Genomic DNA, 13,691 nt, shown 5'->3' on the forward strand with positions numbered 1-13,691 from the left:
AGGCTTTTCATAGAGTAAGGCTTGAAACAAAAAAAACTCCCGATTTTCATCGAGAGCTTTTGAATTTATGAGTTAAAGAGAGCTAGCCTTTTTTAGCTTTGCTTTCTTCGCCTTCTAATTGCGATTTCAATTGAGCCAATACGTCTAAATCTCCTAAAGTAGATTTCTCCACAGAATCTTTAACTTTCTTAACTGCAGTTACAGCAGCTTTAGCTTCTTTTTTCTTAGCATTTCTTTCTTCTGCTACAGCTTCAGCTTTAACTTCTTCCCAAATACGAGCGTGAGAAACAACGATGCGTTTAGCTTCTTTGTTAAACTCGATGATTTTGAAATCGTTAGTTTCTTCTGCTTTAACCGAAGTACCGTCTTCTTTAACCATGTGTTTAGTTGGTACGAAACCTTCTACACCATATGGTAAAGCAATAACAGCACCTTTATCAGTTACTTTAACAACTGTTCCTTGGTGAACCGAATCTAAAGTGAAGATCGTTTCGAAAGTATCCCAAGGGTTTTCTTCTAATTGTTTGTGACCTAAGCTTAATTTACGGTTATCAACATCAAGTTCTAAAACAACAACGTCTAATACATCACCAACTTTAGTGAATTCGTTAGGGTGGTTTACTTTTTTAGACCAAGATAAATCAGAGATGTGGATTAAGCCATCAATACCTTCTTCGATTTCCACAAAAACACCGAAGTTAGTCATGTTTTTAACAGTTGCTTTGTGCTTGCTTCCAACTGGGAATTTAGCAGCAACTTCTTGCCATGGATCGTTAGATAATTGTTTAATACCTAAGCTCATTTTGCGCTCGTCTCTGTCTAAAGTTAAAACTTCAGCTTCGATCTCATCACCAACTTTTAAGAATTCTTGTGGGTTTCTTAAGTTTTGTGACCAGCTCATTTCAGAAACGTGGATTAAACCTTCAACACCTGGGATGATTTCTAAGAAAGCACCGTAATCTGCAACAGTTACGATTTTCCCTTTTACTTTAGAACCAACTTGAATGTCAGCACTTAAGTTTTCCCAAGGGTGTGGAGTTAATTGTTTTAAGCCTAAAGCGATACGTTTTTTCTCATCATCAAAGTCTAAAACAACCACGTTGATTTTTTCATCTAATGATAATACTTCTTTTGGATGCTCTATGCGGCCCCAAGAAATATCAGTAATGTGAAGTAAACCATCAACACCACCTAAATCGATGAACACACCGAAATCAGTAATATTTTTAACAGTACCTTCTAATACCTGTCCTTTTTCTAATTTAGAAACGATTTCTACTTTTTGCGATTCTAAATCATCTTCAATTAACACTTTATGAGAAACTACTACGTTTTTAAACTCATGGTTAATTTTAACAACTTTGAATTCCATTGTTTTACCAACGTAAACATCGTAATCGCGGATAGGTTTAATATCAATTTGAGAACCTGGTAAGAAAGCTTCAACGCCCATAATATCAACAATTAAACCACCTTTAGTACGGCTCTTAACGAAACCGTTGATGATTCTATCATTTTCAAGAGCCTCGTTAATAGCTTCCCAAGATCTTTGAGTTTTTGCTCTTTTGCGAGAAAGGATCAGTTGACCGTTAGCATCTTCTGGTGCTTCAACGAAAACGTCAACTGAATCGCCGATTTTAAGATCTGGTGTATCACGGAATTCTGAAGTAGAAACTAAACCGTCTGATTTAAAACCAACGTTTAATACTACGTCTTTGTTGTTAATTGAAACAACGATACCGCTGATGATTTCACCTTTAGTGATCTGATTGAATGTTCCAGCATACATATCTTCAAACTTTTTACGGTCTGCATCATTGTAATTACCGAAAACTTTTTCATCTGCATCCCAATCGAAATCTTCGGTTGGTGTTGCTAATGATGATTTGATCGATTCGATCGAAACTGAATCAGCTTCTGATTCAATAGTTTCTTTTTCAGTCAGGCGTCCGCCTTCTCCCTGAAGTTCAGCTGTTTTAGCTGCTAATTCTTTTTCTGCTACTTGTTTTTTAGCCATTAATTAATTGTCTCCTTTTTTCCCTATTTAGGGAGAGCAAAGGTAAAAATATTTTAATTAATAGAAAAGATTTTTTTAATAAATGTTGCTGATTTTTAGGTTATTATAATTCTACCAATCGTCATGCTAAATTTATTTCAGCATCTAGATCGTAAAATTCGAATAATATTGATATGATTTATATAATGATTTGAAAATGAGCATTCAGCATTTCTCCCTCACTAAGGTCCCGTTATTCGCTGTAGCCCCGAAGAAAAATGTTGGGCTGCCGCTGCTACCGGGTTTAGAAACAAAAGATTGTGAAAGAAACTCATAAGTAAATTACTTCTTCGTAAAGGTTCCCCTGGTAAATCCTTCTCCAATCAATGTGTTCTCATCTCTGATTAACAGGAGAATCATGTTTTGTTGGTCATATAACTTTATCATATCACCTTCGATAACATATTTGGTAGTGAAGGTAGAATCTGTATAAGTATCTTTAACAATAACGGAGTCTTTTGTACCGAAATCGAATGTTTTATATTGGGTTTCGCTATCGCTTATAAATGTGCCTGAAACTTTTTTAGGTTGGATAAAAGTAACGAAGCAAAAATAAATCACTACCAAAACTACAATGGCTGAAATACCAATCAGAATTTTATTTTGGTTGGAATATTTGAAAATGAAATACAAAATAGTGCCCATTACCAAAGCAACAAGCACGAAAAAGATAATATTAGAATAATCCTTATCAATGGAAGGGATTTCGATGGAAGTAGTGTTCTTTTTAATTGGAGCCTTAACTGGCGAAACCCTCACTAAAAATTCTTTACTTACCCAGCCTTCGCCATTGGTAACCTTAATTTTGAAATAACTGGCATCAGCTGAATCAATAACAGCAACATTTTCATTTTCGGGTAGATAACCAATTACTTTACTTTTTGGATCCGCTTTTTGTCTAACTCTTAAGTTATCAGTAGTTACGCGATAAATAACATCGGCTGTGCTATCAGCTGAACTATTTTGCACCGTTGTGGTTTGTGGAGTTGTTGCCGGAGACGTTGAAGCCGGAGTAGTGGAAGGAACTTTTTCGATGAAATCTTTACTTACCCAACCTTCACCACTTTTGATTTTTATTTTATAAAATTTTGCATCGCTTGCATCTAAAATAGTAACACTTTCGTTTTGCAGTAGGTTAGCTACCACTTTGCTTTTAGGATCACTGCTCGCCCTCACTCGCAATTTGTCTGCTTTCACCCGATAAGTTTCTTGGGCCTGAACAAAGTTGGAAGTCAAAAAAAGAGCAGTTATCAAAAAGAAAATTCTAATCATGTTTCTGGGATTTTAGCAATAGCAATTAATAAAAATATGGAAACTCGAATGAGCAAACATCGTGCTAACCAAGGCAAAATTAAAAAATACTTTCATAAGCCTTACATTATCTTGCCATAATACGTTTACCAACTGCCCCCCGAACCACCGCCGCTACTGCTGCCACCGCCCCAACTGCTTGATGAAGATGACGAGCTGCTGCTGTCTGATGACGAGCTGGAAGAAGATTTGGATTCTACCAACATTGGCAATACAATCCATTTTAGAAATTCGACATTTTTACAGCAACTACATTCATTAATCAGCTTAGCCTGCCCATCATGACTGTATGTTGCAGCTGTTACCGTAACTTTTTTATTTAGTTTATACGTTCTGAAACTACATTTCGGACATTCTGTAGAAGCATTGTATTCTTCAGCAGGCCACTGTTTAATCACGTGTTCTTTATGATCAGCACTTTGCCAGATATCGTAATCATAAGATTTTGCTATTTCTTCCGCCCGCTGTCCACTAGTTAAAAAAGGTTTGCCCTCAATGTTAATGTCTCTATCTAAACGAGTCATTTCTCGTTTTTGGCTATCAAGAACAGGCTTAAATCTATCGATGTTTTTTGTACGTTTAAAAAGATAATTTATCAATGCAAATAATATCAGCGGAGAAAAAATAACCATCCAAAAATTCTTTTTATTGAAATCGGTTACCGCGTTAAAGAAATTCTTATCATCATAATATGTTTTTCTCAATGTAGAGATATGATATAGATACCTGAAAAATAGGCCTATCGCTAAAACACCGTATAAAATAAAAGGTATATGGGATAATTTGATCTTCGAAAATAAACCAAACCCATCAAAAAATACGAGTGCAAAAATACTGATGAAAACAAACATGAAAAGTACGGCACAGCCATTGGTAATTGATTTTTCTAGATCAGAGTTGCCTTTAGCTTGTATGGTACCTGCTTTTTTAGTTTGTCTGTTTACCAATTTAAACACTCCGAAGAAGGCTACTATTATAACAACAATAGGTATCCAAAATTTTTCCAGGTTGTTGTTATCTTCTTGTTGAGTAAAGAATTGATTAAGCTCCGATTTGTTGTCTGGGTTTAGGATGATCACACCAATTGCATTGATGGTATTGATTATCCCTGTTCCGAAATCATTTTCTCTAAAAGCAGGAATTAGGTTTTGTTCTGCAATGTGTTTCAGTTTTACATCGGGTAGAACCCCTTCGGTTCCTGTGCCAGTAATAAAACGATACTTCCTCCGATCTTTGGCAATAAATAAAAGCAAGCCATTGTTACTGCTTTTTTGCCCGATTCCCCAAGTGTTAAAAAGCTCATAAGCAAAATCAAAGTCTTCCTGATCAGTATCGAAATTATTTACAATTACAACCGCAACTTGAACATTGGTTTCTTTTTCGAACTGCGAAATTGAGCTGTTAACATTGGCAACATCATCAGCGGTAAGAATTCCATCCGGATTACTTACCCAACCGCCACCATTATTTTTAGGGTCTGGAATTTCATTAACCTTGTACGCTTTCTTTGCAAATGTTAATGTTGTGCAAAAGAAAAATAGTAGAAAAGTAAGCTTCTTAATTGAATGAGTTTTGAGCATCAGATTATTTAGTAACGGTTAGCAATAGCATTTCAATCATTCATAACAATAGGGGATAAATATTGTCAATCCTTAAGAATTTTATCAATTACTTGATCAAGTTTTGCTTGATTTTTAGCGTATGGAGCTAAATCGAAAAGTTTCACTGTTTTAAATTCAATCGGATGGCTTTCGCTTTGAAGGGAAATGTAACCAGATTTTAATGGTGTGCCATCTATCTTAACTTTAGGATCGAAGTTAGTTACACTTCCGCCACCCACTTGTGGTTTTGTATATTCCAATACAACTTCTCCAGCTATAATATGTTTAACTACTGAATCGCCAAGCACTAAAAAATCTGCGGTTACCCATTGATCGCCAGCATAAGTTTTTGATTTCGAATCCATGCAATGGCCTGTAAACAATTTGCCATCGTAATTTATGAGCGTTCCGGGTGTGCACACATTGCTGGTGTGGCGTGTATGTTCTCCGTCACCACCTAAAATCTGTGCTTCTATAGAAATAGGAAAATCCTGATCTTTTAACATTGTAGCTGGATCCTGACAATGTAGCATGGCGCCGCTGTTTCTGGTTGCCCAGCCCTCACCACCTGTGGCTTGATCGCCAACAAAACGGTAAGTAACCCTTAACAAGTAGTAGGAAAATGGTTTTTTGTAAAAAATGTGGCCGTACTGTTTGTCAAATTCTTTGTAGCCTTCATAACCAACAGTCATTAAGCCATTTTTTACCCTAAATGTATTTGCGTAATTATCCTTATAATCGTGTTTGGCAATTTTAACGTTCCAATCTTTTAAATCTTTGCCATTGAAAAGGTTAATCCACACCTTTTGTGCAGAAGCATTAAAAGAGATGATAGCAAACAGGAAAAATAGTACAGAAGAATATTGTTTTAATTTCATAGTAGCTTAATGGTTAGCAGCTAAAAATATGAAATTTAAACCAACTGAATAAATTTAATATCAATTAGGAAGCAATGGCTCCACTTTTTCGAGGGCAAAAGCCAATTGTTCTTCTTGTGTTAAATTGGTATTGTCTAAAATTATAGCGTCATCGGCCCTAACTAGGGGGCTTTCTTTGCGTGTGGTATCCGCATAATCGCGATGAGCGAGGTTTTCAAACACTTCTTCAAGAGTGGTTCGGTTATTGCCCTTGCTTTCCAATTCTTTAAACCTGCGCTCTGCTCTAATTTTCGGATCAGCTGTCATAAAGAACTTCAAGGGTGCGTTTGGAAAAACAGTGGTACCGATGTCACGCCCGTCCATTACAATATTTTTCGATTTGCCCATGCGTTGTTGTTGCTTAACCATTTCATGGCGAACAATTTTATGAGCAGAAACTTCGCTTACATTTTCAGAAACAGGCATCAAACGAATCTCATCGGAAACTTCTTCTCCGTTTAAAGTGATGTGTGACTCATAATCACGAGAATGGAAATTTAATTCGATGTGTTGTAGCGCATCAGTAACGGCTTCATCATTAGAAATATCAATCTCATTCCTTAAGAAATACAGCGTTACCGCCCGATACATCGCACCACTATCTACATAAATAAAACCTAATTTTTTAGCCAATGCTTTTGCTAAAGTGCTTTTTCCGCAAGACGAGTAGCCATCAATAGCTATAACCAAGTTCTTTTTCATTGTGTTGCAAAGGTAAAAAAAGCGGTGAATTTAGTTGCTTTTTTTAGATTACTATTCTTTATACTTTTGCATGATGTTACCCACACGAGAAGAAATTTTAAAGTCAGTTACCTTCAAAACCTCCAGAAGTGGGGGCAAGGGTGGGCAAAACGTTAACAAAGTTTCCAGTAAAGTCGAATTAATCTTTGATTTGGAAAATGCCACTTTTTTTAATGAAGAGGAAAAGGTGCTTTTGAAATCGCGACTTGAAAACCGAATGGACAATGATGGCTTATTGCATATTGTTTCGCAAGAAGACCGAAGTCAGCTGCTCAACAAGGAGAAAACCATTGCTAAATTGATCGATCTGCTTAAACGATCTCTTCAAATTCAGAAAAAACGAAAGCCTACGAAAATTCCACAGGCAGTTATCCAAAAGCGATTAAAAAATAAATCGGTAAATGGTGATAAAAAACAATCAAGAAAAAAGCCAAATTTTGAGTAATTATGTCTTCCCAAATCTATAATATAAACTTAAGCCGCCATAATTTTGTGCTTTAGCTATACTTTTAACTTCTTTGGTTTTAAAGATGATGTTAAAATCAATGGTGAATCTTTTTGAACTATAATTTACGCCAAATTGTTGTTCAAAAACTATTGGTTTTACTCCAAATGTTAAAGGACTATCGTCATTAAATAAACTTCCTTGTATGGTTGCATCGTAAGCAACTACATTTAACTGTGGCTTTAAGTAGAAGAAAAATTCTGATTTATTTAAAGCTGCAGTTTTTGAATTTCCAATTACTGCATTGTGGTAAGCACTGTTATATAGCTGGTTTAATCTGCCTGCTCTAAATAAAACTGAAGCACCCAGGCCAGAAAAAGTTGTTCCCAGATTGGCATAGCCAGCTCCACTTAGATCTACCACATTGTCATTAGATCGAATTAAAAGTTTACTGTAGCTGGCAGCTAAATTAATAGCTAATTCATTTTTAATTTGATATTCCCATCCAGCCGGAGTATAAAAGCCTACTGTTTTATGCAAGAATTCTTGTGCGTCTTGAGCTAGAGAGTTTGGTCCAACTGTACCTAGTTCAATGCTGGTTTTCAATACACTTTCATTTTTATAAAAGATTGAATAAGCGCCTCCAGCGTACAAATAGCCAGCAAAAGGTCTATCTTGATCTTCCTTTTTAGCTACCTGACCCCAGTAAGGGGTATACATTTTTTGTCCGGCTGAAATTTCATAGGTTTTCTTCTCCACTTTTTCAGAAAACTTAGCAGGATCTATCGCTCTGCGAAAATAGATGAACAGGCCGTTGGTATAGTAACGATCATTTAAAGTGGCTAAATAAGCATCGTTTTCAGTTTTAAAACCAAACTCATTTTTAAATGATTGTGCAAAACAGCCTAAAGAAATTAAACCAAGAAGTAGGGTGGTGAAAAGTGATTTCATAAAAAAGCCCCGATACTTTATCGGGGCTATAAATGTATTTATAGTTATTGGATTATTGATCAATCAGCTAAAAGATTACAATTTAGTTGACTATTGGAGCTACTTTAATGCTCAAATCCAATGGCTTTTTAACTTTGTTTTTTGTTAACGCCAATTCAATCACCTCACTCATTTCTGTTACGTAATGAAATTTAAGGTCTTTAATATAGCTTTCCCTAATTTCTAAAATATCTTTACGGTTGCTTTTACAAAGAATAATTTCTTTGATATTCGCCCTTTTCGCCGCAAGGATTTTCTCTTTAATTCCGCCAACCGGAAGTACTTTACCACGTAGGGTAATCTCTCCGGTCATGGCTAAATGTTGCTTAACCTTTCGTTGTGTAAATGCCGATGTTAAAGCAGTGAGCATGGTAATACCAGCTGATGGGCCATCTTTTGGAGTAGCACCAGCAGGTACGTGAACGTGAACATCCCAATTGTCAAATAAAGTGTAATCGATGCCAAATTCTGCAGCATGAGCACGTAAATAGGCTAGTGCAATCACGGCTGATTCTTTCATCACATCGCCTAAATTACCGGTTAAAGTTAACTTGCCTTTGCCCGGGCTCAAGCTCGATTCGATAAATAAAATATCGCCACCAACACTTGTCCAGGCCAAGCCTGTAACCACACCAGCAACTTCATTGCCTTCGTATAAATCTTTATCGTAAATAGGTGCGCCTAAAATACGTTCAACGTCTTCATTGGTTAGCGTAACATTATACTCTTCTTCCATTGCAAGCTTGGTAGCTACACCACGAACCAGAGAACCAATTTTTTTCTCCAAACCACGTACGCCAGATTCACGAGTATAATCTTCAATCACTTTTTCAATCAAGGCCGGTTTTAGATTAATATCCTTGTTTTGCAAACCGTGATTTTCCTTTTGCTTGGGCAATAAATATTTTTTAGCGATTTCGATTTTTTCTTCAATCGTGTAGCCATTCACCTCGATAATCTCCATACGATCTAGCAAAGCTGGCTGTATAGTACTTAGTGAGTTTGCGGTTGCAATGAATAGAATATTTGATAAATCGTAATCCACCTCAACGTAGTGGTCATAAAAAGCGTTGTTCTGTTCCGGATCCAATACTTCTAGCAAAGCTGATGACGGATCGCCACGATGGTCAGTTCCAACCTTATCAATCTCATCCAAAACAAACACAGGATTATCTGCGCCCGCTTTTTTGATTGATGAAATAATACGCCCTGGCATGGCACCGATGTAAGTTTTGCGGTGACCGCGAATTTCAGCTTCATCGCGAATACCGCCCAGAGCCATACGAACATATTTACGCCCCAATGCCTTGGCAATTGATTTTCCCAAAGATGTTTTACCAACTCCTGGAGGGCCAACTAAACAAAGGATCGGCGCTTTCATATCGCGTTTTAGCTTCAAAACCGCTAAATATTCAACGATACGTTGCTTCACTTTTTCCAGACCAAAATGATCTTTATCTAGAATCCGTTGGGCACGTTTTAAATCGAAATTGTCTTTGGTAAATTCACTCCAAGGTAAATCTAAAAGCAATTCCAGGTAATTGAGCTGAACAGAATAATCTGGCGCTGCCGGATTCATTCTTCCCAGTTTATCTAATTCTTTATCAAAATGATCAGCAACAGGTTGTCCCCATTTTTTCTTTTTGGCTTTTTCCTGAAGGGCATCAAATTCTAAATCGGCAGAGTTTCCACCTAATTCTTCCTGAATTGTTTTTAGCTGTTGATTTAAGAAATAATCGCGTTGTTGCTTATCAAGATCAGTACGGACTTTGGATTGGATTTGATTTCTCAATTCCAACATCTGTAGTTCTACCATCAAAAGCTCCATTACTTTCTGTGCCCGTTCCTGCAATTTGTCCATTTCAAGGATTTTTTGCTTATCGGCCATTTCGGCATTCATATTTGAAGAAATGAAATTGATCAAAAATGAATTGCTTTCGATGTTTTTAAGTGCAATACTGGCTTCACTCGGTATATTCGGCGACAGCTGGATAATTTGAGCTGACATTTCGCGAATAGATGCAATTAAGGTTTTAAACTCCTTATCGGCTTTGTGTTTTTGCTCTTCGAATTTTTTAACTACAGCCTTAATATAAGGTTCGTTTTGCACCTCTTCAATTAGGCTAAAACGCTGCTTACCCTGGATAATTACGGTGGTATTGCCATCAGGCATTTGCAGTAACTTTATGATATTTGCTACTGTACCAACGGTGTTAAGTTGCTCAAAAGTAGGGTCTTCTATCGAAACATCTTTTTGAGAAACTACTCCAATAATCTTGTTTCCTTTGTAAGCTTCTTTAATTAATTTTATTGATTTGTCCCTTCCAACGGTAATTGGAATTACTACTCCAGGGAATAAGACAGTATTTCTCAATGGCAAAATCGCCAGGGTTTCAGGTGTTTCCTCGTTGTTCATTTCCTCCTCGTCTTGTTGAGACATTAAGGGAAAAAACTCTGTATCCTCATTTATTATCGGCATGGCATTATGGAAATCAAATATATCTTCTTTACTCATTATCACTTTTTCCTCTAACGACAAACTGGCAGGTCAATCGTCTTCACTTTGTTTATTTATGTTATTCAACTAATATTTCCAACTCTTGTGCCAAAGTAGAAATACCATTAATCTTATGTTAAAAAGGCAGAGTAAGATATTGTTTCGGCGAATATCATATAATGAAGTTTTTAACGTTTAAGCTATTGTTTAATATAGAACTTTTTTATTTCCAGAAATTAAAAAACTTTTAAATTATCAGAATAGGATTATATTGCAACAAATTTCGTCTTTTTTGGCGGTAGAATTACAAAAACATATTATTCGTTACATGAACTATTTTAGACACGCAATTTTAGGATTAATCATATTATCATCTACCAGCAGTTTTGCACAAAACAATTACGAGCGGAGCATGCAGGCAATGATTAAGGGAGATTATAAAACTGCCGTTACGCAACTGGAAAAAGCTGATGCTAAAACGCCAGAGAATGCTAAAATTTTGCAGATGTTAGGCTATTCTTATTTTCAAAATGCCCAATATGAAAAATGTATTGAAACATACAGTCGTTTAATTACAGTAAAACCATCAGAAGTTTCTGCATATTACTATCGTGGAAAAGCAAGGTTAAATATAGCGAACGACCCAAAGGAATCATTAAACACCATGCGTGAAAATTTTTATACCGCTGCGATTAAAGATTTTACCAAGGCCATTGAAATTAATGGCGATGAGGATACACAAATGTTTCAAAATCGTGCTTTAGCTTATAAAGACTATGCAATTTTTAGATCGTATAAGGCAAAACGGAAAGATGAGAAAACCGCATGTGTTGCGCTGTTTAACAATTCAATTGCAGATTTTCAAAAAGTGCTAACTATGCAGCCACTCCGGAAGGATATTATTGATTGGGTTGCCTATGATAAAGCGCAAATTGCTTCATTAAAATAAAGACAAAAAAACATGCTTTGAAATTTCAAAGCCTGTTTTTTTTATTTCAATTTCCCAATAATTTGATAACTCTTAGTGTTCAACAGCTTTATTTTTTGCTGTTTTTTGATTGCGTACAAGCTATCAGGATAATAGCGTAAAGTATCGTTAGATTGAAAAAGGATGTTTTTATTGGCGATGATAACCTCTATTAGACCTGCTCTCTCACCGTTCCATTTAATAGAAACCCTCTTGATCGGTATTTTCTTACTATCTGAAGTATAATAATCTACACGATTTTGCTCCCAAATATCAAAACTTCCACTCCAAGAAGCTTTGTTAATATCAGCATTAATAAACACAGCAAATTCTTTCTTCCAGTCTGCTATCTTAACTTTTTTACTTTCTTGCTTGCCGTTAACCGATACTGTTTTGTTTACTACCGGATTAAGTTTCTGCAAACGAACAGCCTCTTTTTCAAAATATCCTTTCAAATCAAAGTACAGCAACTTTGTATTTGCTGTAGATTTTTTATCTTCATTACAAGAAACAAAGGCAACAGCAAGGAGTAAGATATAAATTCTTCTATTCATTACACCAACACATTTCCTGTCATTTCTTCAGGAATTGGAACACCTAAAATTTTCAAAACAGTAGGAGCAATATCGCCTAATTTACCATCAGCAATGGTTTTATAGTCGCTGTCAATTAAAATACAAGGAACAAGATTGGTGGTGTGGGCAGTATTAATAGAACCGTCGCCGTTGACCATATATTCTGAATTTCCATGATCTGCTAACAAAATAAAAGAGTAACCATTTTCCATTCCTTTGCGCACTACTATTTCTGCGCACTTGTCGGCAGTTTCAACAGCTTTAACTACGGCATCGAAAACACCGGTATGGCCTACCATATCAGGGTTGGCAAAGTTTAAGCAAATAAAGTCTGGCCAACCTGTTTCCATTTCTGCAGTAATGGCTTCGGTAATTCCTGCAGCACTCATTTCCGGTTGTAAATCGTAAGTAGCTACTTTTGGAGAAGGGATCAAAATACGTTTCTCATTAGCGAATTCAGCTTCTCTTCCTCCAGAGAAAAAGAAAGTTACGTGAGGATATTTTTCAGTTTCTGCAATGCGAATTTGATTTTTATTATTTTCGGCTAAGACCTCACCGATCGTTTTAGTCAAATCGCCTTTTGTAAAAATTACGTTTACTTTTTCAAAGCTTTCATCATAGGTGGTCATCGTAACATAATACAGTGGCAATTTATGCATGTGTTGCTCCGGAAAATCTTTTTGCGTTAGCGCCGTTGTAATTTCTCTTCCTCTATCTGTACGGAAATTGAAGCAGATTACCACATCATCATTCTTAATGGTGGCCACTGGCTCGCCATTATCCTGGCTGAGTACAACTGGTTGCAAAAACTCATCTGTTACGCCGTTCTGATAAGATTTTTTAATCGTAGCCAAAGCATCTTGTGTTCTTTCGCCAACACCATTGACCATTACATCATAAGCTTTTTTCACACGTTCCCAACGATTATCGCGGTCCATTGCGTAGTAGCGACCAACTATTGTAGCTAATTTAGCCGATGTGTTTTCGATGTGATTTTGAAGATCGCTAATAAAACCTAAACCAGAATTTGGGTCTGTATCCCTTCCGTCTAAGAAAGCATGAACGAAAGTTTTTTCGACATGTGCTTCATTTGCGGCATCACATAATGCTTTTAGGTGTTCGATATGGGCATGAACTCCGCCATTTGAAACCAGTCCAATGAAATGCACAGCTTTATTATTTTGCTTTGCATAATCAAAGGCAGCTAATAAAATCGGGTTAACATGTAATTCCCTATCTGCGATGGATTTATTAATTCTTCCTAGTTCTTGATAAACTACTCTACCTGCACCTAAATTCATATGGCCTACTTCCGAATTTCCCATTTGTCCGGCTGGCAAACCCACCGCTTCACCAGAAGCTTCAAGTTTTGAATTGGGATAATTTTTAATTAATGAATCGAAAAATGGAGTATTGGCAGCATAGGCAGCATCCGAATTATCTTTTCTTCCGTAACCCCAGCCATCTAAAATTATAAGCGCAAGTTTTTTATTAGTTATCATATTAATTTTAAAATTTAATTGAACACTGATAAAACATTTTCATTTAAAACATGTTTTAGTGTTTTGATATCAGGGCAAATATAACTTTA

The 13,691-nt window shown here is 36.2% G+C and carries 11 protein-coding genes; 2 read left to right on the forward strand and 9 right to left on the reverse strand.

Going from position 1 to position 13,691, the window contains the following annotated elements; all coding sequences use genetic code 11:
• Nucleotides 1-82: 82 nt before the first annotated feature.
• The 5 genes from rpsA to cmk form a co-directional block, all read right to left on the reverse strand.
• Entirely contained in the window at nucleotides 83-2,017 is a 1,935-nt protein-coding gene (gene rpsA / locus OQZ33_RS22080) for a 30S ribosomal protein S1 (RefSeq protein WP_056851431.1), read from the reverse strand.
• A gap of 321 nt (nucleotides 2,018-2,338) precedes the next feature.
• Nucleotides 2,339-3,328, reverse strand: coding sequence for an SH3 domain-containing protein (locus tag OQZ33_RS22085; protein ID WP_265801657.1), 990 nt, complete (start codon nucleotides 3,326-3,328; stop codon nucleotides 2,339-2,341).
• 125 nt (nucleotides 3,329-3,453) lie between these two features.
• A complete protein-coding gene (locus OQZ33_RS22090) occupies nucleotides 3,454-4,947 on the reverse strand; it encodes a TPM domain-containing protein (protein ID WP_265801658.1) in 1,494 nt (497 codons plus the stop codon).
• Nucleotides 4,948-5,012: 65 nt separating this feature from the next.
• A complete protein-coding gene (locus OQZ33_RS22095; protein ID WP_265801660.1) occupies nucleotides 5,013-5,846 on the reverse strand; it encodes a 3-keto-disaccharide hydrolase in 834 nt (277 codons plus the stop codon).
• A gap of 60 nt (nucleotides 5,847-5,906) precedes the next feature.
• On the reverse strand, nucleotides 5,907-6,587 hold the full coding sequence (gene cmk / locus OQZ33_RS22100; protein WP_265801661.1) for a (d)CMP kinase: 681 nt from the start codon (nucleotides 6,585-6,587) through the stop codon (nucleotides 5,907-5,909).
• Between the two features lie 70 nt (nucleotides 6,588-6,657).
• On the opposite strand from cmk, the gene arfB reads away from it, so the two are divergent.
• Nucleotides 6,658-7,071, forward strand: coding sequence for an alternative ribosome rescue aminoacyl-tRNA hydrolase ArfB (arfB, locus tag OQZ33_RS22105; protein ID WP_265801662.1), 414 nt, complete (start codon nucleotides 6,658-6,660; stop codon nucleotides 7,069-7,071).
• Here arfB and OQZ33_RS22110 read toward each other — a convergent pair whose 3' ends face one another.
• Both OQZ33_RS22110 and lon read right to left on the reverse strand, forming a co-directional pair.
• Complete coding sequence (locus OQZ33_RS22110; protein WP_265801663.1) at nucleotides 7,072-8,022, reverse strand: lipid A deacylase LpxR family protein; 951 nt, start codon at nucleotides 8,020-8,022, stop codon at nucleotides 7,072-7,074.
• A gap of 82 nt (nucleotides 8,023-8,104) precedes the next feature.
• Nucleotides 8,105-10,576 carry an endopeptidase La gene (gene lon, locus OQZ33_RS22115; protein ID WP_265801664.1) on the reverse strand — a complete coding sequence of 824 codons (2,472 nt, stop codon included), beginning with the start codon at nucleotides 10,574-10,576 and terminating at the stop codon, nucleotides 8,105-8,107.
• A 310-nt stretch (nucleotides 10,577-10,886) separates the two neighbouring features.
• Between lon and OQZ33_RS22120 the strand changes: the two genes are divergently transcribed.
• The gene (locus tag OQZ33_RS22120) at nucleotides 10,887-11,507 is read left to right on the forward strand and encodes a tetratricopeptide repeat protein (protein ID WP_265801665.1); all 621 of its coding nucleotides are present in this window, start codon (nucleotides 10,887-10,889) and stop codon (nucleotides 11,505-11,507) included.
• A 41-nt stretch (nucleotides 11,508-11,548) separates the two neighbouring features.
• Here the strand turns inward: OQZ33_RS22120 and OQZ33_RS22125 are convergent, their stop codons facing one another.
• Together OQZ33_RS22125 and gpmI are read right to left on the reverse strand one after the other, a co-directional pair.
• Nucleotides 11,549-12,079 (reverse strand): hypothetical protein, encoded by a 531-nt coding sequence (locus OQZ33_RS22125; protein WP_265801667.1) that lies wholly within the window; start codon nucleotides 12,077-12,079, stop codon nucleotides 11,549-11,551.
• Nucleotides 12,079-13,602 carry a 2,3-bisphosphoglycerate-independent phosphoglycerate mutase gene (gene gpmI, locus OQZ33_RS22130; RefSeq protein ID WP_265801669.1) on the reverse strand — a complete coding sequence of 508 codons (1,524 nt, stop codon included), beginning with the start codon at nucleotides 13,600-13,602 and terminating at the stop codon, nucleotides 12,079-12,081. Before gpmI ends, OQZ33_RS22125 begins: the two co-directional genes overlap by 1 nt.
• Nucleotides 13,603-13,691: the final 89 nt, after the last annotated feature.

Source organism: Pedobacter sp. MC2016-05, assembly GCF_026239735.1.
GTDB lineage: Bacteria > Bacteroidota > Bacteroidia > Sphingobacteriales > Sphingobacteriaceae > Pedobacter.